Raw genomic sequence first — 21,207 nt, 5'->3', positions numbered from 1 at the left:
ATCAGAGTTGAATCAGATCATCGACAAAAACATTGGAGCGCCCCTGGCTGCAGCGTTCGACGCGCGCCCGGACCAGGAAGGCCTGGGCCAGGTGCGGCGCGGTAATCACCGCCGGCGGCTCGCCGCTGGCCAGCAGCGCGCCGTCGTGCAAGAGGAGCGCGGCGTTGGCATAGCGCAAGGCGATATTCAGATCGTGCAGAACGATAATGATCAGCAGCCCGCGCGCGAGCGCCAGCCCGCTGAGCATCTGCATGACATGGTGCTGATAGTTCAGGTCCAGCGAAGCCAGGGGTTCATCCAGCAGCAGCACGGCGGGCTCGTGCACCAGGGCCTGGGCCAGCCCGACCAATTGTTTCTGTCCGCCGGAAAGCTCGTCCAGAAAACACGAGCCCAGGTGCTCTAGGCCCAGGTCGCCGAGGACTGCCGCGGCCTTTTGCATGGCCGCCGCGGTGCTGACCGCGGCGCGCGCTTTCAAGGCCACCAGGACGGCTTCGGTGACGGTCAGGTGCACGAAATCCGGCAGGCTTTGCGGCAGATAGCGTATTGCCGCGGCGCGCGCGCGGGCGCCAAGCGGCCTGAGGTCCTCGCCGTCGAGCATCAGGGTATCGGCGCGCGCCGGAACCAGCCCCGCGATGCTTCTGAGCAATGTCGATTTGCCGCTGCCGTTGCGCCCCAGCAGGGCCACCAGCTGTCCGCCGCGCAGCGCCGGCAGGCTCAGTTTGCGCAGCACATGGTTCGCCCCCAGCGTGCAGGAAAGGCCGCCGACCTGAAGCGTGCTGCGGGATGGTTCTGGATTCATGGCTTATTGCACGGTGCGCCGCATCAGGACGACGATGAAAAAAGGTATGCCCACCAGCGTAGTGACTATGCCGACCGGGATGACGGTATGGGTGCCGATGAGTTTTGCCGCCACGGAGGCGCAAACCAGAATGGCGCTGCCTATGCAGGCGCTGGCCGGCAGGTACCAGCGGTGGTCCTCGCCCCAAAGTTTCCTGGCGATATGCGGGGCGACCAGGCCGATAAAGCCTATGACCCCGACCAGCGCGACGGCCAGCGCGGCCAGGACGCTGACGCGCAGCAGGGCGCCGCGCCGTATGCGCTGCGTATCCACCCCGAAGCTGGCGGCGCGGTCGTCGCCGAATCGCAAGGCGGTCAGTTGCCAGGCATTGCGCATGGCAAAGGGCAGTACCGCCAGCAAGGCGGCGCTCATCATGGCCAGCTTGCCCCAATCGCTGCGCTCCAGGCTGCCCATCATCCAGAACACGAGATCCTGCAAGGCGGCGGCGCTGGCGGTCAGTTGCACCAGCGACAGCAAGGCATTGAAAGTGAAGACCAGGGCAATGCCGAACAGCACGATGCCGGCGGTGCCGATGCGCGCCCGGCGCGCCACGGCGTCGAGCAGGAAGGCGCACAGCAGCGCCAGCACAAAGGCATTGAGCACCAGTACGTATTGGATGGGAACCCAGGGCAATTGCCAATTGAAAACCAGGGTCAGGGCGGCGCCCAGGGCGGCTGCCGAGGACACCCCCAGCGTGAATGGGCTGGCCAGCGGGTTGTTGAGCACGGTCTGCATTTCGGCGCCGGCCAGCCCGAGCGCGGCGCCCACCACCACCGCCATCAGGGCCTGGGGCAGGCGGATCTGCCACACAATGACTTCAAGGGTAGGGTCGGAGGCGCGCGAGCCCGACAAGGCTTGCCACAGGGCCGGCCATGACAGCCTGGCCGGCCCCAGCACGAGATCGATGCAGACCAGCGCAAGAATGGCGGCCAGCAGCAGCGTCAGAAACAGCTTTCTTTGACGCCACGCGCGCTCATAGGCGACGATGCTGGCCAGGGCGCGGGCGGGCATTACTGCAGCAGCTTGAGGCGGCTCTTGGCGGTTTCGGCGGCGGAGGATTGCGGATAATCCTTGATGATTCTTTGCAGGCTGGTCTTGGCGCCGGCCATATCATTGAGTTCGATCTGGCTGGCCGCTATGACCAGCAGGGCGTCGGGAGCGCGGGGATCGTCGGGCGAGGCCTTGATCATGCCTTGCAGGCCTTGTATGGAGCCTTTGAAGTCCTTGCTGGCGTACAGGCTGCTGCCGCGATAGAAGCGGGCCTCGGGAGTCAGCGCGCTGGTGGGGAAAGTCTGGATGAAGGTGGCCAGGCTGGCGGCGGCTTCTTTGTATTTGCCGCTGCGGAACAGGCCCATGGCCGCATCGTAGGCCGCTTGTTCTTGCGGATCGGCAACCTGGGTGGCAGCGGTGCCGCCCGACTGATCCTGGCTTGAGCGTTTCTCCAGTTCGGCCTGCCAGTTCAATTGTTCCATCTGGCCGCGCATGCTGGCCATTTCATGCTGGATGGTCTCGAGCTGGTCGGCCAGTTGCAAGCGGGCCTGGCGGTTCTGTTCGGTAATCTGCTTTATCTGCTCGCGCAATTCAATAATGGCGCGGCGCGCTTCATCGTCGGAAAAGGCCAGTGCCGGTGTTGCGAATACCGCGGACAGCGATAGTGTCGTAGCCAGTACCGCGGCGCGCAGGGGCAGGGAATAAACGCTCATTTCGGGTTCCGTTCAAATAAAAACGCCGCGGCGGAATGCCGCCACGGCGTTACAGTCTAAGTGATCAGATATTATTGCTGATACACAATATCTGCACGACGGTTTTCAGCGTAGTCGGCTTCGGTATTGCCCAAGGCTTTGGGTTTTTCCTTGCCGAAGCTGATCGCTTCGATCTGGTTGCTGTTGACGCCCAGCAGGGTCATCATACGCGCAACCGCGTCGGAACGGCGCTGGCCCAGCGCCAAGTTGTATTCGGAGCCGCCACGTGCATCGGCGTTGCCTTCGATGCGGATTTTTTGCTGCCCGTGGCCGGTAAGATACGAAGAGTGCATCTCGACCAGGCTGCGGTACTGATCAGGGACTGTGTAGCTGTTGAAATCGAAATAGACCGAGCGCTGTTGAGCGAGCGGGCTTTGCGGATTAAACGGGTCCATGATTTGCCCCGAACTGGCCGAGTCCGAACCGCCAGTGCCAGATCCGCCAGCGGATTGGTCTAGAGGGACGGAGCTGCATGCTGCCAACGTGGCAACAAAAGCGGCTATTGTGAGGCGTCTTGCGATGCGCGAGCTCATTTAAAGTTCCTTTGAAAAAGAGTCACACTGAAAATTAATTGGTAAATGGTCCCCAGGTTGGTTCACGTACTTTTCCGTTAAGTGCTGACAGCGTTTGGCGGACACGGCCGTCAACAGAAGTAACAGCTAAAACACTGCGACCACCTTGTATGGAACTATAAAGGATTTGCATTCCGTTCGGTGCAAAACTTGGTGACTCGTCATCGGGGCCGGCGGTCAATAATTGCTCGGATCCAGACCCCATGTTTTGTATTGCAATACGGAAAGCGCCATCTCTCCGTGTAACGTACACCAGGTTGTTCGCATCCGGTGAGAGCGCCGGTGAGATATTGTAACTACCGTTGAAGGTAATACGTTGCGCGTCGCCCCCCGCCACCGGCACTTTGTAGATGTGGGGATTGCCGCCGCGGTCGCTGGTGAAAATGAGCGATCCGCCGTCGGGTGTGTAGGTCGGTTCGGTGTCGATCAGCGGTGACCGCATCACTCTGCGCAAGCCCGATCCGTCGGCGTTGATCGTGTATATCTGTGAGATGCTGTCGCGCGACAGAACGATGGCCAACTGCTGGCCATTGGGCGACCATGCGGGCGCGCTGTTGTTGCCCTTGAAGTTGGCGATGGGCACGCGTTGACCATTGGCCAGGGTCTGGATATACACCACGGGCTTGCCGGCTTCGAAACTCACATAGGCCAGGCGCTTGCCGTCGGGCGACCAGGCGGGAGAAATGATCGACTGTTTCGAGCGCAACATCACCTGCGGATTCTGGCCGTCCGCATCTGCAATTTGTAACTCATAGTTGTTGCCCGCTTGCAACACATAGGCGATGCGAGTCGAAAACACGCCGCGCACGCCGGTGATCTTTTCGTAGATGCGATCGGCGATTTGATGAGAGATCCGGCGCAGTTCTTTCTCGGTGCCGGTAAAGGCGACGCCGTCGAGCTGGGTCTTGCGCACCGAGTCGACCAGGCGGTAGCTGACGCTGTACTGGCCTCCCGAATTCGTGATGGACCCATAGGCCAGGTAGTCGGCGCCGCGATTGCGCCAATCGTCATAGGCGATGGCGCTTTCGGCGTTGAGGCTGGTCCCCGTGGCATTGATGAGCTGGAACTGGCCCGAGCGGGTCAGGTCGGCGCGGATGACCTCGGCGACGGCCTGGCCTTGCGGGTCGCCGGCGAAATCGGCTGTGGCGATGGGGTATTGGGTGGCGCCCACGCCCGATATATCGACGCGCAGCTGGGCATCGGCGGGCCGGGCGGCAAGCAGGCCGACCGCCAGCACTAGCGTTCCGAAGGACCATATGCGCCAGGGGCTGGGCGCGGCAGTTTTGGCTGGAGTGACGGCTGTCATATCTACTATCTCCTGTTAGTCGTACATTCGGTAATCCCCGTCGATATAGGACGGGTACTTGCCGCTAGGCGGTTTGGGGAAGGGCGAGCATGCCTCGATCCCCTTCTTGACGGCTGCGTCAAAGCGGGAATCGCCAGAGGAGCCTTTTATCAATACTTGCTCGACCGCGCCATTTGAAGCGAGATTCGCCCTGTATTGTACTGTCGGGTTCGCCCGGCCTTGACGCGGCGGCACATTGAATATCACGCGCGGCCGTATGCAGGCGCGCACTTTCGAAGCATAGCCGCTATCGTTGCCGCCGCCGCCCGACTGATTGCGATCGGCCGTGCCGCCCGGTATGCCGGCCGCGCCGAGGACGTCGCCGCGCATGGCTTCCCGTATGGCTTCACGCTTGGCCGCTGCCGCCTTGTCGGCCGCAGCCTTCTTGGCGGCTTCTTCCTTGGCTTTCTTTTCGGCGGCGGCTTTTTTCTCGGCCGCTGCCTTTTCGGTCGCCGCTTTTTCAGCCGCCGCCTTTTCGGCCGCTTCCTTGGCCTTCTTTTCGGCCGCCGCTTTCTCGGCCACGGCTTTCTCGGCCGCCGCCTTTTCCGCCGCGGCTTTCTCCGCCGCGGCCTTCTTGGCTGCGTCTTCCCTGGCCTTCTGTTCGGCGGCGGCTTTCTCGGCGGCCTGTTCTTTGGCGCGCTGATCGGCGGCGGCCTTTTCGGCCTCGGCTTTTTTGGCGGCTTCTTCCCTGGCCTGCTGTTCGGCGATGGCTTTCTCGGCCGCCTGCTTTTCAGCGAGCGCTTTCTCGGCGGCCTTCTTCTCGGCCGCCTTCTTCTCGGCGATGGCCTTTTCGGCGGCGGCTTTCTCGGCGGCGGCTTTTTCAGCGGCTTCCTGGGCGGCCTTTTCGGCCTTTTCCTTTTGTTCGCGTTCCTTGCGCGCTTTTTCTATCGCGATTTCCGGGTCCACCTCGGGCTGGGGCTCGGCAACGGGAGGCTGCTCGACGGCGGGGGGCGGCGTCGGTTCGGGAGGCGGCGGCGTGGGCGCCGGAGCGGGCTCGGGTTCAGGCTCCGGTTCCGGGGCGGGCGCCGGCTCGGGTTCGGACTCGGGTTCGGCCGGCGGCTCCTGGGCCTCGTCCGCCGTGGCGGGCTCGGTTTCCGGTTCCGCCGCCGTCGGTGTCGTGCCGTCGGCCCAAAGCTCGACCTGCACCGGGTTGGGGTTGGTGGGCGAGGCAATAAAGCCAAACAACATGAACAGTATCAGCAGGGCATGTATGACCAGGGCATAGCTTAGCGCCCGCCGCTCATCGCGCTGCTCGGGGGTGCGTTCGGGTTTCCTGCGAGTGGGGTGTCGTGTTTGCTTCATCGAGTTGCGTAAAGTCGTCCTTTGCCCGGGTGCGAGGCGGCGCGACGCCTATTTTTTTAACGGTTCCGAACTGGATTTCTGATCCACGAGCAGCCCAAGCCGGGTAACGCCGCTGCTGCGCAACTGATCCATGACTTTCATGACCGTCTCGTAGGGAACGCGCCCGTCCGCGGCGATCACGACAGGCGTGTCGGCGGAGATCCGCGCCTTCACTTCCGTGACCAGATCCTGGCTGTTGATCTTCTCGAAGTTGGCGCCGGCATCGCGCACGCGCAGCGAGATGGTCCCATCTTCGCCGATTTCGACTTCCACCGGCTTGGCGGGGACCTCGGCGGCGCTTCCGACGGATGGCAGGTCGATCAGGCCGGGGGTGATCATGGGCGCCGTGACCATGAAAATGACCAGCAGCACCAACATGACGTCGATGTAAGGCACGACGTTGATTTCATTTTTCAGGCGGCGGCTGCGGCTGCTGCCGCGTGCGGAAGGCATTAGCGCACCTGCCTTTGCAGTATGTTCAGGAACTCGTCGATAAAGCTGTCGAAACGGATGGACAGGCGGTCGATTTCGTTGGTGTAGCGGTTGTACGCGACCACGGCCGGAATGGCTGCGAACAGGCCGATGGCGGTGGCGATCAAGGCTTCGGCGATGCCGGGGGCCACCGCGGAAAGCGTGGCCTGCTGCATGGACGACAGCCCTATGAAGGCGTGCATGATGCCCCATACGGTGCCGAGCAGGCCGATATAGGGGCTGACGGAACCGGCCGAGGCCAGGAAGTTCAGGTGCGACTCCAGGCTGTCCATTTCGCGCTGGTAGGTGGCGCGCATGGCGCGGCGCGGGCCGTCGAGCATGGCTTCGCCGCCGCCGCTATTGCGCCGGGCCTTGACGAATTCGGTCATGCCGGCATCGAAAATCCGGGCCAGGGCGCCGTGCTCGGCGCGGCGCGTGGCAACGGCCTGCTGCAGGACGGACAGGTCGCCGCCCGCCCAGAAGTCGTCTTCGAAGCGGCGGGTCTGTTCGTTGGCGCGCTTCAAGGTCGCGCGCTTGCTGAAAATATACGTCCAGGACAGAATGGAAATGCCCAGCAAGACAAGCATGACCAGTTGCACGGGGATGCTGGCATCAATCAGTAAGGTAATCAGCGACAGGTCGCTAGAGGCTTGCATGGTTAGTTCTGAGCCTTTTCCAGTAGGGTTCTAAGTTCGTGAGTAAACGCGGCGGGACGCAAGCTGTTTGCGTCGACGCAACAGACTTGGATGCCACTTTCGCACAGCAGTTCCCCGTCGCGCAAGGCCGACTGGCCGAAGGTGATCGAAGCGCGAGCGAGGCGGGTAATTTGGCTGTGTATGACAAGCAAGTCATCGAGCCTTGCAGGTATGCGGTATTGTATTTCAACCTTCTTGACAACGAATAGCCGGTGTTCTTTGGCGGCCAGCTCCGATTGGTTTATACCAAGACGTCGTAGCCATTCTGTTCGGCCCCGCTCGAAAAACTTCAGGTAGTTGGCATAGTACATAACGCCGCCGGCGTCAGTGTCCTCGTAATATACGCGAATATCCAGTCGGGAGAACGGAGCGGGTGTTTCAGTCGCCATGTCTTTCGTTAAGTGGTGTGACATTCCCGCCGCGGGCGGGAATGTCGGGGGCCGGGCGGCGCACATGGGCCGGATGGCCGTTTACAGCGATTTTAGCTGTTCGAGCGTATGGGCAAGGGCTTCTGTAACCGGTATTTTCGCTGCGGTTTCCTGGCGGCGCGTCTGGATCTCGATGAGGTTCTCTTTGAGTCCGCGATCGCCGATGGTGACGCGCACCGGCACGCCGACCAGTTCCCAATCGGCGAACATGATGCCCGGGCGGATGTCCCGGTCATCCAGTATGACGTCCACGCCCTGGGCGCAAAGCTCCTGGTACAGTGTTTCGGCGGCGTTGCGGACTGTTTCACTTTTATGCAGCCCCATGGGGCAGATGACCACTTCGAAGGGCGCGATGGCCCGCGGCCAGACTATGCCCCTGTCGTCGTGGTTCTGCTCGATGGCCGCCGCCGCGATGCGGCTGATGCCTATGCCGTAGCAGCCCATTTGCAGCATCGCGGGCTTGCCGTCGTTTTCCAGGAAGGTGGCGCCCATGGCTTTGGAATACTTGTCGCCCAGGAAAAACACATGGCCGACTTCTATGCCCCGCTGTATGGCCAATTGGCCGCCCTGGGGGTCGGGGTCGCCGGCAACCACATTGCGCAAGTCGGCGACTTGCGGCTCGGGCAAGTCCCGGCCCCAGTTCACGCCGGTGTAATGGAAGCCCTCGTCGTTGGCGCCGCAAATGAAATCGCTCATGTTGGCGACGGTGGGATCGGCGATCACGGTAACTGGCTTGAGCGGCTTGATCGGCCCCAGGTAGCCCGGCACGCAGCCGAAGGTATCGAGGATTTCGTCCTCGGTGGCGAAGCGGTAGCCGTTTTCGAAGCCGGCCAGCTTGCCTGTCTTGATTTCGTTCAGGTCGTGGTCGCCGCGCAGCAGCAACAGCCAGATCCGGGTTTGCGCGGGCTTGCCATCCGTTTCGGTGGCCAGCACGATGGATTTGACGGTATCGGTCAGCGGCTTGCCCAATTGCTGCGCGACGATTTCGCATTTCGGCGCGTCCGGCGTGGCGGTTTTGCTCAGGGTTTCGGTGGCCGGCCCGCGTTGCGCCAGCAGGCAGGGCGCGACGGCCAGCTCGATGTTGGCCGCATATTGGGAGTTGGGGTTATAGACGATCAGGTCTTCGCCGGTATCGGCCACGACCTGGAATTCATGGCTGCGCGTGCCGCCGATGGAGCCGGTGTCGGCGGCCACCGCGCGGAATTCCAGGCCCAGGCGCGTGAAGATGCGCATATAGGCCTCGAACATCGCATCGTAGCTGGCTTGCGCCGACGCTTCGTCGCGGTCGAAGGAATAGGCGTCCTTCATGGTGAATTCGCGCCCGCGCATCAAGCCGAAGCGCGGCCGGCGCTCGTCGCGGAATTTGGTCTGGATATGATAGAAATTCAGCGGAAGCTGGCGCCAGCTGTGGATTTCGTTGCGGGCGATATCGGTGATGACTTCTTCGGAAGTGGGCTGCAGCACGAAGTCGCGCTGATGCCTGTCCTTGATGCGCATAAGCTCCGCGCCGTACTGTTCCCAGCGGCCCGATTCGACCCATAGTTCGGCCGGCTGCACCACGGGCATCAATAATTCGATGGCGCCCGCGCGGTTCATTTCCTCGCGGACGATGCCTTCTATCTTGCGTATGACCTTCAGGCCCAGAGGCATGTAGGTATAGATCCCTCCGGCGGCTTTGCGTATCATGCCGGCCCTGGTCATCAACTGGTGGCTTTTTACTTCGGCTTCCGCGGGTGCTTCTTTAAGTGTATTAATGTGATACTTGCTTGCATGCATGGTGATGATCTCGACAGATACGTATAATCAACGGTAATTGTATTGAATTCGCTTTGGGGTGGCCCATGTTAGACCGTGAAGGCTACCGTCCTAATGTCGGCATTATCCTCGTAAATCAAAAAAACGAGGTTTTTTGGGGTAAACGTATTCGGGAGCATGCATGGCAATTCCCCCAGGGTGGTATCAAATATGGGGAAAGCCCAGTCCAGGCCATGTTCCGCGAACTTCACGAAGAGGTGGGTTTGCGACCCGAGCACGTTCGCATATTAGGTCGGACGCGTGATTGGCTGCGCTACAACGTCCCGAGCAACTTTGTTCGGCGTGATTCGCGCGGCCACTATAAGGGGCAAAAACAGATCTGGTTTTTGTTGAGGATGGTTGGCCGCGACACCGACGTCAGCTTGCGCGCCAGCCACAGTCCGGAATTCGACGCCTGGCGCTGGAGCCAGTATTGGGTTCCGCTGGATGCCGTCATCGAGTTCAAGCGCGACGTTTATACGCAGGCGCTCAACGAGCTGGCATTGATTTTATTCAAAAGAGGGCAGGAAACCCGCTATTTGCGCCAGCGCGTGCAGAGCCCGCGCGCCCTGCACTCACCGGAACACAAGGGCCATGCGCATACTGCTGGTTGAAGACGAACGCGAGATGGCGGCATGGCTGGAGCGCGCGCTGGCGCAAAGCGGCTTTCTGCCCGAGCATGCGCCCGACGCCCAGAGCGCCGAGCAAATGCTGGCCAGCGCCGGCTACGATGCGGTGGTCATGGACCTGCGCCTGCCCGACAAGCACGGCCTGGTCTTGCTGCGGGAAATGCGCAACCGCGGCGATGTCACGCCCGTGCTGATCCTTACCGCGCAAGGGGCGCTGCAGGACCGGGTGCGCGGCCTGAACCTCGGCGCCGACGATTTCCTGACCAAGCCCTTCGCCCTGGAAGAGCTCGAGGCCCGGCTGGCCGCGCTGGTGCGGCGCAGCCGCGGGCGCAAGGTGCCGCGCATGGAGTGCGGGTCGCTGGTCTACGACAGCGAAAGCCGCGCGTTCTCGCTGGATGGCGCCATCCTGCACCTGACGCCGCGCGAGCATGCCGCCTTGGCCGTGCTGGTCACGCGCAGCGGCATGCCGGTCGAGAAAAGCCAGCTGTTCAACCGGGTCTTCGAGCACGACAGCGATTCCAGCCCCGACGCCATCGAGGTCGTCCTGCACCGCCTGCGCAAAAAGCTGGCGGGCAGCGACGTGCGCATCGTTACCGTGCGCGGCCTGGGCTATATGCTTGAAAGTATTCTGGACGACACCTGAGACATGGCTTTGGCGACACAGAAATCTCGCGGCGGCATCCGTTTCTGGCTGCTTGTGCTGCTTATCCCGGGTGTGGTCACGCTGCTGCTGTTCGACAGCCGCAGCGACTATCAGGCGCTGAATTTCGTCACTCAGGAAGTTTATGACAGCGCCTTGCTTGAACCGGCCAAGGTGCTGGAAAACAGCGTGGAATTCAATGCCGATGGAACACTGCGCATCGATCCGCCGTTCTACGCCCAGGTCATGCTGGAGTCGCGCGCGGGCAATCGCAAATATTTCCGTGTCGAGGAAGTCTCGCCCATGGCCTTGAGCCTGGCCGGATCCAGCGCCCAGCAGCTCGAAGGGCAGACCCTGCTGGGCATGCAAGGCCTGCCGCGTCCGGCCACGCTGGCCGACAACGAAGGGCTGCCGGTTTTCTACAATGCCATGTATCGCAACGACGAAGTGCGCATGGTCGCCCTGTGGCGCGATCTGCATTACAACGGCGTGCACCGGCAGGTCATCGTGCTGGTCGGCGAAAGCATAGACCTGCGTCTGCGCACCCAGCAGGAAGCCTGGCGCGAAGGCCTGTTTCGCGACGGGCGCATGCTGGCACTGGCCATCCTGCTGGTATGGTTCAGCGTCGAGTGGGCCCTGCGCCCCTTGAACGAGCTCAGGCGCGAAATCAAGGCGCGCGACGTGGACGACCTCATGCCCCTGGACGCCGGCCGCGTCCCGCGCGAAGTCGTGCCGCTGGTCAAGGCGATCAACCACCACATTGATTTATATCGCCAGGTACTGGACAAGCAGGCGCGCTTCCTGGCCGACGCGTCGCACCAGCTGCGCACGCCGCTGGCCATCATGCGCACCCAGGCGCAATACGCCAAGCGCGAGCCGGACATCGCGCGCATGCGCGAAACCCTCGCCGCGATCATCCGCCAGCTGGGGCAGACTTCGCGCCTGACCGAACAGCTGCTGGCGCTGGCCCACGCGAGCCGCAACGATGCGGCGCCGCAGGCCAAGATCGACCTGAACGCGCTGGCGCGTGAAGTGGTGCTGCTGTATTTGCCGCTGGCGCGCGAAAAGCGCCAGGACCTGGGCTGGGTGGATTGCGGCGGAGGCGGCGATACGCCGGGCGACACCAATGCCTGGGTATTGGGCAGCGACGCGGAAATCCATGAATCCATCGCCAACCTGGTGCACAACGCCATCAATCATGCGGGCGACGGCTGCGCCATTACCGTATCGGCGGGCGTCGAGGGCGATGATGCCTGGGTCAGCGTCTGCGATAACGGCGTCGGACTGGATCCCTCGCTGCGCGAAAGCGTGTTCATACGCTTCGACCGGGGCGGGCCGGCGCGCAAAGGGTCGCGCGGCAGCGGCTCGGGCCTGGGGCTTGCCATAGCGCTGGCCTACGCCGAACGCAACCGCGGCACCATCGTGCTCAAGGACGGCGACCCCGGCATGGCTGGCGGAGTCGGCTTGTGCGCCGTCCTGAGAATGCCGAGATACGCGGCATAGGCCTGCGGCTTATTTGTTATTTGTTGCGCAGGCGCTTGATCAGGCTGGACGTGTCCCAGCGATTGCCGCCCATTTGCTGCACGTCGGCGTAGAACTGATCGACCAGTGCCGTGACCGGCAGGCGCGCGCCATTGCGCTTGGCTTCATTGAGCACCAGGCCGAGGTCCTTGCGCATCCAGTCCACCGCGAAGCCGAAGTCGAATTTATCGTCGATCATGGTGGCGCCGCGGTTTTCCATTTGCCAGCTCTGGGCGGCCCCTTTGCTGATCACGCCCAGCGCCTGTTTCATGTCCAATTGCGCCGCCTGGCCGAAGGCAATGGCTTCGGACAGGCCTTGAACCAGGCCGGCGATGCAGATCTGGTTGACCATTTTGCAGAGCTGCCCGGCGCCGCAATCGCCCAGCAATGTCACGGCCTGGGCGTAGGCGTGGATCAGCGGCTTGACGCTGTCGAAATGGGCCTGCTCGCCGCCGCACATGACGGTGAGCGCGCCATTGACGGCGCCTGCCTGGCCGCCCGATACCGGCGCGTCGACGAAGCCGGCGTTCTGCTGCCTGGCTTGCTGATAAAGCTCGCGCGCCACTTCCGCCGAGGCGGTGGTGTGGTCCACGAATATCGTGCCCGCCGCCATGCCGGCCAGTGCGCCGTCGCTGCCCAGCACCACGCTGCGCAGGTCATCGTCGTTGCCCACGCAGCAAAACACGATGCTGGCGCCTTGGGCCGCCTCTTTGGGCGTCCTGGCCGCGCGGCCGCCGAATTCCTTTACCCACGCCTCGGCCTTTTGCAGGGTACGGTTGTAGACCGTGACCTTGTGGCCCGACTTGGCCAGGTGCCCGGCCATGGGGTAGCCCATGACGCCCAGGCCCAGGAAGGCCACGTGGACGGAGGGAAGGGAATCGTAGGTCTTGGCGCTGATTGAGGACATGTCGTTATTCTCCGTGAGATAGGGGTTGTGCATTGCTCCGGGCATAAGATTAACTCATAAGCCGGCGTTGGGCGCGCGCATGAAAAAAGGCGCCGCTAGGGCGCCTTTCATGGGCAGGGCCGTTGGCCTTAGCCTTCTTCGACGAAGGTTTCCGCGCGTTTTTTCTTGATGGATGGCAACGCCACGATAGCAACCAGAATGGCGGCGGCTATCAGCAGCGACATCGACAAGGGCCGCGTGACGAAGGTGGTGTAGTCGCCCCGGGCCAGCAGCAGGGCGCGGCGGAAGTTCTCTTCCATCATGGGTCCGAGCACCAGGCCCAGCAGCAGCGGAGCGCCTTCGCACTTGAGCTTGGCCCAGATGTAGCCGATCAGGCCGAAAGCCGCCGTCATCCAGATATCGAAGACGTTGTAGTTCAAGGAATATACACCTATCGTACAAAACACCAGGATGGCCGGGAACAGAATCCGGTAAGGCACCTTGAGCAGCTTGATCCACAGGCCCACCAAAGGCAGGTTCAGGACGATAAGCATCAGGTTGCCGATCCACATCGACACGATCAGGCCCCAGAACAGTTCCGGGTGGCTGGTCATGACCTGCGGGCCCGGCTGGATGTTGTGGATGGTCATGGCGCCTATCATCAGGGCCGTAACCGCGTTGCCCGGGATGCCCAGCGTCAGCAGAGGAATGAAGGAGGTCTGCGCGGCGGCGTTATTGGCCGATTCGGGGCCGGCCAGGCCGGCGGGGTGGCCCTTGCCGAAACGTTCCGGGTTCCTCGATATTTTTTTCTCGAGCGTATACGAAGCGAATGACGACAGCACCGCGCCGCCGCCGGGCAGGATGCCCAGGGCCGAGCCCAGGGCCGTGCCGCGCACGCATGCGGGCCAGGCTTCCTTGAATTCCTGCTTGTTGGGGTAGAGGCTGCCGACTTTGCCGGTAATGTCGACGCGCTGGTCCTTGAGTTCCAGGTTGGTCATGATTTCCGCGAAGCCGAACACGCCCATGGCGACGACCGCGAAGTCGATGCCGTCCTGCAGTTCGGGGATGCCGAAGTCAAAGCGGGCGACGCCGGAATTCACGTCGGTGCCTATCATGCCCAGCAGCAGGCCGAGCAGAATCATGCAGATGGCTTTGGGCAGCGAACCCGAGGCCAGCACGACGGCGCCGATCAGGCCCAGCACCATCAGCGAAAAGTATTCGGCGGGGCCGAACTTGAAGGCGACCTCGGCCAGCGGCGGCGCGAAGCCCGCCAGCAGGACCGTCGCCACGCAACCGGCAAAGAACGAACCCATGGCGGCGATCGCCAGGGCAGCGCCGGCGCGGCCATTGCGCGCCATCTGGTGGCCGTCCAGCACGGTCACCACCGCGGATGTCTCGCCGGGCAGCGCCACCAGGATGGCCGTGGTCGAGCCGCCGTACTGGGCGCCGTAATAAATACCGGCGAGCATGATCAGGCCCGCAACGGGAGGCAGCACATAAGTAATGGGCAGCAGCATGGCGATGGTCGGCACGGGGCCTATGCCGGGCAGCACGCCGATCAAGGTGCCGAGCAGGCAGCCAAGCAGGCAGTAAGCCAGATTTTCCGGGGTGAAGGCCACCGAGAAACCCAGCATCAGGTGATCAAGTAATTCCATTTCCGGTGCTCCTTTAATTGCCTAGAAAGGTGGGCCACAAGGGGAAGATCAAGCCCAGCCCCTTGATGAACGCCAGCCATACGAACAGGACGAGAAATATCCCGTTGGCGGCGGCGACTTTCCAGCTGAATACATGGCTTGCCATGCTGCTGATGAAGACCAGCAGGAAAACCGAGATATAGACCCCGAGGAAATCCAGGAGCGTGCCGCAAAGCGCGACAGAACCGATCACCACTATGGCAATTTTCCAGTCGAATTTTTCCAGCTCGGTTTCTTCCGCTTTGGGAGTCAAAGCGGTAAGCGTGACGACTGCCCCGAGCACGGCCAGGCATACGCCCAGCCAGAATGGAAAATAGCCTGGGCCCATGCGCGCGGCAGTGCCCATGGAGTAGTTGGTGGCGCCCAATGCAAATCCGGCGCCTATGGCGACGAACATGACACCGGACCAGAAGTCCTGTTTATTTCTGAGCTGCATGTTGACGAAATCTCCCTGACAGCATGATGGAACGATATATGAAACACTTGCGCCGTAGTGGCCGCCTCGCCGTTGACGAGATCAAGAGTCCTAAATACCAAAAGGTGAAGAATGGTAATAGACAGCGTCGCCACTGGAAACCCTGATTTGCCCTTGATCGTCTAGGGTTTACCCGGGAATACGGTGTTTTTTCACAATTCTGAAGGCTGGGGGAGGTATTGCCGGCCGGTTTTGAAAGAAAAATGAAAGGTATTGGAAAGAGGGGTGAAAGGTTATGATTGGTTTTTATTTTTCCCTATCCACTTCATGGTGGGATGGTTTACGATAACGCCCATGTTGCAAGATCTCGATTCTCTCGCTGCCCGTCTCGGGCAAATGGTACAGTTCACTCGTCAGCTTCAGACCGAGCGCGCTGCCTTGCAGGCCCGCCTCAAAAATCTGGAGCAGGAACGCGACGCGTTGCGCGACCAATTGCAGCGCCGCGAGGCGGACTACTCCTCGATGACCGAGCGCTTCAATGTCCACGAAGCCGAGGTCCAGGCCCTGCGCGCCGAGGCCGAAGCCACACAGGCCACGCTGCAGATCGAAGCCACGCAATACAAAGTGGAGTGCGAGGCCGTCAAGCAAAAGCTTGCCGCCAGCCAGGCCGACACCTCGCGTCTGCGCCAGGTTGCCGACAAGGCAAAGGAACATATCGATTCAATATTAATGCGCCTGCCCGGCGCACCGCAGGAGTAGAGTATTATGGAACGCATAGACGTATCCATTCTGGGCCGCGATTATTCTCTGGCATGCATGCCGGCCGAGAAAGACGCTCTCCTGGCTGCAGTGCGTCACGTCGATCAACGCATGCTTGGCGTCAAGGGTTCCGGCAAAGTGGCAAGCAATGAACGCATTGCCGTCATGGCCGCCATTCAGATCGCCATCGAGCTGTTGGCCATGCGTGCGCCAGATGGTCCCTTAAGTAATCTTGCGCTGGGCGATTTCAAGCGTAAAATTGATGACATGAACGATATGCTCGACCAGGTGGTCGGGCCAGCAACCCAAATTAAAAGCTAGCTAGTATTTTCATCTAAGGTTTTCGGATATTGTTTTTTGCAGTATTCAACAGTTAGTCCCTGCCGTGTTCGTGACTTGGCCATACATTCCTTGAACCAATGCTTATGGCATGCAGGTTGCTGGATTGACAAGTAGGCGTGCTCTCCATTTATGGCGAACCCGAAGCTTGACTGAAGGCGACCACCTTGAACCCTCGGTTCCAGGATGCCGGCCTAGACGGCACAGGCGGGGCAATTTTTTCAAAGCTCGTCTTCGGACGAGCTTTGCTTTTATGGGATCGCAAAATGTATCTTTCCAAACAAAAACGTAAATGGCTGTCAGGCATCGCGCTGTGCGTGGGCGCCGGCGCGCTGGTGCTGCCGGTTTCGGCGCAACAGGTTCAAGACGGCTCGCCCCGGGGCGGAAAGTGGCCGCAGGCCAGCTTGCGGGCCGAGGCGTCCGCCGAAATCGCGCAGGATACGGTAAAGGTCACGCTGGCTTCCGAAATCAGCGAGGCCTCGCAGGCCGCCGTTGCCCAGGCGTTGAGCAAAACGCTGGAAGGCGTCATGACGGAGGCCAAGGGCGATCCCAAGGTCAAGGCCAGCAGCGGCAATTACCGCGTTTGGCCGATGAGCAATGAAAAAGGCAAGATCACCAATTGGCGCGGACGCGGCGAGATCATTCTGGAGTCCGCCGATTTCGCGGCGGCTTCGGAACTGGCCGGTAAACTGAGCGACCGCATGCCCATTGCCAACCTGGCTTTTTCAGTGTCGCCGCAAGCGCGGGCCAAACAGGAACAGGCCTTGCTCGCGCAGGCCGTGCGGGCATTTGGGGTCCGCGCCCAGGCGTTGACAGACGCCTTTGGCTTCGCCCGCTACACCATACGCAATATCGAGCTGAGCGGCGCCGGGGCCCAGTACCAGCCCGCTCCGCGCATGATGGCGATGGCGGCCGATAAAGCCAGCGCGCCGCTGGAAGGCGGCTCCGAAACGGTCAGCGTGTCGATCCAGGGTTCGATCTTTTTGCACACCACACAAAAATAACGGCGCCGGCCAGGACCATGGGCAGCGACAGCAACTGGCCCATGGAGAGCCCGCCCGCCAGCAGACCCAGGTAGTAATCCGGCTCCCGGGTAAATTCCACCAGGAACCTGAACACCCCGTATCCCATCAGGAACACGGCGCTGACCTGGCCGGTGGGGCGCGGCTTGCGGGCGAACAGCCAGACCAGCGCGAACAGGGCGAAGCCTTCGAGCCCCATTTCATACAGCTGCGAAGGGTGGCGGGCGATGCCGTCTTCCGTTTGCGGGAAGACCATGCCCCAGGGCAGGGTGGTGGGGCGGCCCCACAGTTCGCCATTGATGAAATTGCCCAAACGGCCGGCAGCCAGGCCCAAGGGGATCAAGGGGGCGACGAAATCGCCGATTTCCAGCAAAGTCCTTTTGCGCTTGTGGGCGAAAATCAGCAAGACGACGATGACGCCGATCAGCCCGCCATGGAACGACATGCCGCCTTGCCATAGATAAAAGATTTCGAGCGGATGGGCCAGGTACTCGGCCGGCTTGTAGAAAAGCACATAGCCCAGACGGCCGCCGGCGATCACTCCCAGAACGCTATAGAAAATGATATCTTCGAGATCGCGCAGAGTCAGGTCGGTCTCGCCGTGATTGATGCGCCAGCGTCCCAGCAGCCACACCAGCGCGAAGCCGATCAGGTACATCAGCCCATACCAGTGTATGGCCACCGGGCCGATCTGCAGGGCGATAGGGTCAATTTGCGGGTAGTGAAGCATGGCGGGCTTGTAGTGATGAAATATCGCCGATAATACCCCGATATGGACAGGAGCAAGGCCGGCCCCGGGCCGCCTTTTTTTATTTAGACCTAGTCAGGTGCTGTGTTATGCGTTCTCGTTTCATTTTCGTTTTATTGTGTTGGGCGGGCCTGGGCCTGCCCGCGGCTGTTTCGGCCCAGACCACCGGCATCGATCTTGCCAAGTCGAATAGCTGCATGGCCTGTCACCAGGTCGACAGCAAGCGGGTCGGCCCCGCCTTCAGACTGGTCGCGCAGCGATTCGCCGATCAGGAGGGCGCCCTGGACTACCTGGCGAATGCCATCCGCCATGGCGGGCGTGGCCGCTGGGGCGCGGTTCCCATGCCGGCCCAGCCGCAGGTGAGCCCGGCGAACGCGCAGATCATCGCCGCCTGGATCCTGTCGCTGGCCAGCAAAGATCTGCCGGAAATCAAGTAGAAGGAGTAATCATGACTGAAGTTGCAATATTGGGTGGCGGTTGCTTCTGGTGCACCGAATCGGTCTTCCTGGCGGTTCGCGGCGTGCTCGAGGTTGCGCCAGGCTATAGCGGCGGCCATGTGGCCAACCCCAGCTATGAGCAAGTGTGCGGCAAAGCCACGGGCCATATCGAGGTGGTGCGCGTGGTGTTCGATCCCGAGGTGATCGATTTCGAGACGGTGCTGCAGGTGTTCTTCGCCACGCATGACCCCACCACGGTGGACCAGCAGGGCGCCGATGTCGGGCCGCAATACGCGTCCGCCATTTTCTGCCAGTCCGAACAGCAGAAAGAAATCGCGCAGCGGGTGATCGCCGAGGTTCAGGCCGAAATCGGCGAGCCCGTGGTCACCAAAGTGCTGGGGGCCGAGCATTTCTGGCCGGCCGAGGACTACCATCGCAACTATTATGCGCAGCATCCCAATCAGGGGTATTGCCAGGCGGTGATTGCGCCCAAGCTCAGCAAGTTCCGCAAGCGGTTTGCGCAGCTGCTGGCTGGTTAGGATGGCCCGGCGCCGGCCGGCTCGGCGCGCCAGCCGCCCCGGCCGGTCAGCCTGGCCAGCGCCGCAACGATGGCCAGCGTCACCATCACCCGTCCCACCAGGATGATCCATACATCCGCGCCCAGGGCCATCAATAACAGCGTGTCCTCGATCAGAGAGTGCGACAGCGACAGCCAGCACAGGGCCAGGAAGCGCGTGCGCGCCGAGAAATCCTGCTTGGCGGCCGCCTCGATGATCAGCGCCCCGCCGTAGGTCAGCCCCAGCAGCACGCCAACAGTGGTGACCGGGGCGACCTGGGCGTTCAACCCCGAGGCCCGCAGCAGCGGCATCATTGCCGCCGTTATGCGCCGGGTAATGCCCAACCGGTCCAGCGCATCCAGCGCGGCGACCAGGATGACGATGATGGCAAAGGTCAGCAACAGCGAAAACGCGGTGGCCTGTATCCATCCCAGATAGATATTGGCGCCGCCGTCCGGAACCGCCGCCGATCCCCGCAGCCATTCGAATGACACGGGCTGGTCCAGCGTCCCGGTCAGATGGCAGGCCCACGATACCGCCGCTCCATACGCCAGCGCGGTCACGATGCGCAATGCCGCGGTGGCCCAGAAGCTTGCGCCGGCGCGCCGGACGATGGCCTGTTCGACCGGCAGCCCATGGGCGAAAAGCATCATCGCGCACAGCGCGCTGAGTTGCGCCGCGGTCATCTCCACGCTTCCCGCCAGGCCGCTCAACGACGCGATGCCGCCATAGATTCCGGTAAGCACGGTGGTGGCCCAGATAATCCCGGCCTCGGGCGGCAGATGCAGCAAGGACATCGCCGGCGCGATAAGGCGCCCGGCCTGACCCACCAGGCCGAATTCCTCGGCGATTTGCACGATGATCATGACCGGCAGCATGACCTTGCTGACGGTCACAAACATGCGCCAGCTGCGGCGCAGCATGGCAATAAGATACGAGAACATCACGCTACCCTACACAATGAGTGCAGCGATTGTATCGGTTTGCGCGCCCCTGGTCCGGCGGCGGCGCGCATGGCGCAGGCTATTCGACGTTCTTGAGCACGCCGCGCCGCATCTGGTCCAGCTCGATCGATTCGAACAGGGCTTTGAAGTTGCCCTCGCCGAAGCCCTCATTGCCCTTGCGCTGGATGATTTCAAAGAAGATGGGGCCGATCTGGTTTTCGGTGAAGATCTGCAGCAGCAAGCCGCCCTGGGCCGCGCCATCCAGCAAAATTCTGTTGGCTTTCAGGCGGGCGATGTCTTCGCCATGATTGGGCAGGCGGCGGTCCAGCAATTCGTAATAAGTGTCGGGCGTATCCAGGAACCGCAGGCCCGCCGCTCTCAATTGTTCGACCGTGCTGTATATGTCATGGGTGGCCAGGGCGATGTGCTGTATCCCTTCGCCATGATAAAGATCCAGGTACTCCTGGATCTGGCCTTTTTCTTCGGTGCCTTCTTCATTGATGGGAATGCGGATATGGCCGCAAGGCGATGTCATGGCCTTGGACTTCACGCCGGTGACTTTGCCTTCAATGTCGAAGTAGCGGACTTCGCGAAAGTTGAACAGGCGCTGGTAGAACTCGGCCCATTCCTCCATGCGGCCCTTGTGCACATTGTGCGTCAGGTGATCGACAAGGGCCAGGCCCGCCCCGGTATGGTTCAGGTCGCTCTGGGCCGTGGCGGCGTCGATGGGTTCGAAGTCGACATCGTAAATGCTGATGTCGCCGATTCCGCCGTGCGCTTGCTTGCCATGCCAGCGGTCCACCAGATAGATGAGCGAATCGCCTATGCCTTTGATGGCGGGGATGTTGAGTTCCATGGGACCGCTGCCCGAGTCGAAGCCCCAGGCGCCAAGTTCGATGGCGCGTTTATAGGCGAGCCCGGCGTCCTGGACGCGAAAGGCGATGGCGCAGATGGATGGGCCATGCAGGCGTGCGAAGCGTTGGGCGAAGGAGCCGGGTTCGGCATTGACCAGGAAGTTGATGCCGCCCTGGCGGTAGAGGGTCACGTTCTTGTTGCGGTGGCGGGCAATGGCCTTGAAGCCTAGGGTTTCAAAGACTTTGCCGAGCGCTGCAGGGTCGGGGGCGGTGTATTCGATGAATTCGAAGCCGGCGGTGCCCATGGGGTTGTCCCAGGGTTGGAAGGAGGTATTCATGTGAGGCTCCTCGATGGTCTGATGTTCAGTGTATCGCTAGTCGGCGACTCCATTGCTCTCGGGGCGTATCGATGTGCTTCAGGTGTGTTGATGCTTTTTTTCAGCATTCTTGACTCGGCGCCGTGGGCGGGTGCTTTCGTCCCGGCATTCTTAATCCGGTGCCGTGGGTTTCTTAGTCCGGTGCTTCGGGTTTCTTAA

At 61.7% G+C, this 21,207-nt stretch carries 24 protein-coding genes and 1 other RNA gene; 9 read left to right on the top strand and 16 right to left on the bottom strand.

Annotated elements, in window-relative coordinates; genetic code table 11:
* Position 1 precedes the first annotated feature (1 nt).
* From BUB23_RS21320 to BUB23_RS21275, 10 genes are all read right to left on the bottom strand, one after another.
* Positions 2–799, bottom strand: a complete 798-nt coding sequence (locus tag BUB23_RS21320) for an ABC transporter ATP-binding protein (RefSeq protein ID WP_084136181.1) — start codon at positions 797–799, stop codon at positions 2–4.
* A gap of 3 nt (positions 800–802) precedes the next feature.
* A complete protein-coding gene (locus BUB23_RS21315; protein ID WP_073107613.1) occupies positions 803–1,849 on the bottom strand; it encodes a FecCD family ABC transporter permease in 1,047 nt (348 codons plus the stop codon).
* Complete coding sequence (gene ybgF / locus BUB23_RS21310; RefSeq protein ID WP_073107611.1) at positions 1,849–2,541, bottom strand: tol-pal system protein YbgF; 693 nt, start codon at positions 2,539–2,541, stop codon at positions 1,849–1,851. Before ybgF ends, BUB23_RS21315 begins: the two co-directional genes overlap by 1 nt.
* A 71-nt stretch (positions 2,542–2,612) precedes the next feature.
* A complete protein-coding gene (locus BUB23_RS21305) occupies positions 2,613–3,113 on the bottom strand; it encodes an OmpA family protein (RefSeq protein WP_073107608.1) in 501 nt (166 codons plus the stop codon).
* Between the two features lie 34 nt (positions 3,114–3,147).
* Complete coding sequence (tolB, locus tag BUB23_RS21300) at positions 3,148–4,458, bottom strand: Tol-Pal system beta propeller repeat protein TolB (RefSeq protein WP_073107605.1); 1,311 nt, start codon at positions 4,456–4,458, stop codon at positions 3,148–3,150.
* Between the two features lie 15 nt (positions 4,459–4,473).
* Positions 4,474–5,799 carry a cell envelope integrity protein TolA gene (gene tolA / locus BUB23_RS21295; protein ID WP_073107602.1) on the bottom strand — a complete coding sequence of 442 codons (1,326 nt, stop codon included), beginning with the start codon at positions 5,797–5,799 and terminating at the stop codon, positions 4,474–4,476.
* A gap of 48 nt (positions 5,800–5,847) precedes the next feature.
* Positions 5,848–6,291: a protein TolR gene (tolR, locus tag BUB23_RS21290; RefSeq protein ID WP_073107599.1), complete on the bottom strand. Its 444-nt coding sequence runs from the start codon at positions 6,289–6,291 to the stop codon at positions 5,848–5,850.
* A complete protein-coding gene (tolQ, locus tag BUB23_RS21285) occupies positions 6,291–6,965 on the bottom strand; it encodes a protein TolQ (protein WP_073107596.1) in 675 nt (224 codons plus the stop codon). Before tolQ ends, tolR begins: the two co-directional genes overlap by 1 nt.
* A 2-nt stretch (positions 6,966–6,967) precedes the next feature.
* On the bottom strand, positions 6,968–7,393 hold the full coding sequence (gene ybgC, locus BUB23_RS21280) for a tol-pal system-associated acyl-CoA thioesterase (protein WP_073107593.1): 426 nt from the start codon (positions 7,391–7,393) through the stop codon (positions 6,968–6,970).
* Positions 7,394–7,474: 81 nt separating this feature from the next.
* Positions 7,475–9,208: a proline--tRNA ligase gene (locus BUB23_RS21275; RefSeq protein WP_073107590.1), complete on the bottom strand. Its 1,734-nt coding sequence runs from the start codon at positions 9,206–9,208 to the stop codon at positions 7,475–7,477.
* A gap of 65 nt (positions 9,209–9,273) precedes the next feature.
* Between BUB23_RS21275 and BUB23_RS21270 the strand changes: the two genes are divergently transcribed.
* From BUB23_RS21270 to BUB23_RS21260, 3 genes are read left to right on the top strand one after another with little or no spacing between them, the layout of a single operon-like run.
* Positions 9,274–9,840 (top strand): RNA pyrophosphohydrolase, encoded by a 567-nt coding sequence (locus BUB23_RS21270; RefSeq protein ID WP_073107587.1) that lies wholly within the window; start codon positions 9,274–9,276, stop codon positions 9,838–9,840.
* Positions 9,821–10,498 carry a response regulator gene (locus BUB23_RS21265; RefSeq protein WP_073107584.1) on the top strand — a complete coding sequence of 226 codons (678 nt, stop codon included), beginning with the start codon at positions 9,821–9,823 and terminating at the stop codon, positions 10,496–10,498. The genes BUB23_RS21270 and BUB23_RS21265 overlap by 20 nt, the downstream gene beginning before the upstream one ends.
* A gap of 3 nt (positions 10,499–10,501) precedes the next feature.
* Entirely contained in the window at positions 10,502–11,998 is a 1,497-nt protein-coding gene (locus BUB23_RS21260) for a sensor histidine kinase (protein WP_073107581.1), read from the top strand.
* Between the two features lie 16 nt (positions 11,999–12,014).
* Here the strand turns inward: BUB23_RS21260 and BUB23_RS21255 are convergent, their stop codons facing one another.
* The 3 genes from BUB23_RS21255 to BUB23_RS21245 all read right to left on the bottom strand — a co-directional run bounded on the left by BUB23_RS21255 (position 12,015) and on the right by BUB23_RS21245 (position 15,032).
* Complete coding sequence (locus tag BUB23_RS21255) at positions 12,015–12,923, bottom strand: NAD(P)-dependent oxidoreductase (RefSeq protein ID WP_073107942.1); 909 nt, start codon at positions 12,921–12,923, stop codon at positions 12,015–12,017.
* Positions 12,924–13,051: 128 nt separating this feature from the next.
* Complete coding sequence (locus tag BUB23_RS21250; protein ID WP_073107578.1) at positions 13,052–14,557, bottom strand: tripartite tricarboxylate transporter permease; 1,506 nt, start codon at positions 14,555–14,557, stop codon at positions 13,052–13,054.
* A 13-nt stretch (positions 14,558–14,570) separates the two neighbouring features.
* Complete coding sequence (locus tag BUB23_RS21245) at positions 14,571–15,032, bottom strand: tripartite tricarboxylate transporter TctB family protein (protein ID WP_073107575.1); 462 nt, start codon at positions 15,030–15,032, stop codon at positions 14,571–14,573.
* 264 nt (positions 15,033–15,296) lie between these two features.
* Between BUB23_RS21245 and BUB23_RS21240 the strand changes: the two genes are divergently transcribed.
* The 4 genes from BUB23_RS21240 (at position 15,297) to BUB23_RS21225 (ending at position 17,113) form a co-directional block, all read left to right on the top strand.
* Complete coding sequence (locus BUB23_RS21240) at positions 15,297–15,770, top strand: hypothetical protein (RefSeq protein WP_143161075.1); 474 nt, start codon at positions 15,297–15,299, stop codon at positions 15,768–15,770.
* 6 nt (positions 15,771–15,776) lie between these two features.
* The gene (locus BUB23_RS21235; RefSeq protein ID WP_073107572.1) at positions 15,777–16,091 is read left to right on the top strand and encodes a cell division protein ZapA; all 315 of its coding nucleotides are present in this window, start codon (positions 15,777–15,779) and stop codon (positions 16,089–16,091) included.
* A 53-nt stretch (positions 16,092–16,144) separates the two neighbouring features.
* A non-coding RNA gene (gene ssrS / locus BUB23_RS21230) (6S RNA) lies at positions 16,145–16,327 on the top strand.
* Positions 16,328–16,375: 48 nt separating this feature from the next.
* Positions 16,376–17,113, top strand: a complete 738-nt coding sequence (locus BUB23_RS21225; protein WP_073107569.1) for an SIMPL domain-containing protein — start codon at positions 16,376–16,378, stop codon at positions 17,111–17,113.
* Here BUB23_RS21225 and lgt read toward each other — a convergent pair.
* Positions 17,064–17,861 (bottom strand): prolipoprotein diacylglyceryl transferase, encoded by a 798-nt coding sequence (gene lgt, locus BUB23_RS21220; protein WP_073107567.1) that lies wholly within the window; start codon positions 17,859–17,861, stop codon positions 17,064–17,066. The two genes, BUB23_RS21225 and lgt, sit on opposite strands and share 50 nt — an antisense overlap.
* Before the next feature lie 107 nt (positions 17,862–17,968).
* Between lgt and BUB23_RS21215 the strand changes: the two genes are divergently transcribed.
* Positions 17,969–18,316, top strand: coding sequence for a c-type cytochrome (locus BUB23_RS21215; protein WP_073107564.1), 348 nt, complete (start codon positions 17,969–17,971; stop codon positions 18,314–18,316).
* A gap of 11 nt (positions 18,317–18,327) precedes the next feature.
* The gene (gene msrA, locus BUB23_RS21210) at positions 18,328–18,855 is read left to right on the top strand and encodes a peptide-methionine (S)-S-oxide reductase MsrA (protein WP_073107561.1); all 528 of its coding nucleotides are present in this window, start codon (positions 18,328–18,330) and stop codon (positions 18,853–18,855) included.
* Here msrA and BUB23_RS21205 read toward each other — a convergent pair.
* Together BUB23_RS21205 and hppD are read right to left on the bottom strand one after the other, a co-directional pair.
* On the bottom strand, positions 18,852–19,817 hold the full coding sequence (locus BUB23_RS21205; protein ID WP_073107558.1) for a nucleoside recognition domain-containing protein: 966 nt from the start codon (positions 19,815–19,817) through the stop codon (positions 18,852–18,854). The two genes, msrA and BUB23_RS21205, sit on opposite strands and share 4 nt — an antisense overlap.
* A 79-nt stretch (positions 19,818–19,896) precedes the next feature.
* The gene (gene hppD / locus BUB23_RS21200) at positions 19,897–21,009 is read right to left on the bottom strand and encodes a 4-hydroxyphenylpyruvate dioxygenase (protein WP_073107555.1); all 1,113 of its coding nucleotides are present in this window, start codon (positions 21,007–21,009) and stop codon (positions 19,897–19,899) included.
* Positions 21,010–21,207: the final 198 nt, after the last annotated feature.

Source organism: Pollutimonas bauzanensis (assembly GCF_900129885.1).
GTDB lineage: Bacteria > Pseudomonadota > Gammaproteobacteria > Burkholderiales > Burkholderiaceae_B > Pollutimonas > Pollutimonas bauzanensis.
This window is presented reverse-complemented; position numbering and strand designations above follow the sequence as displayed.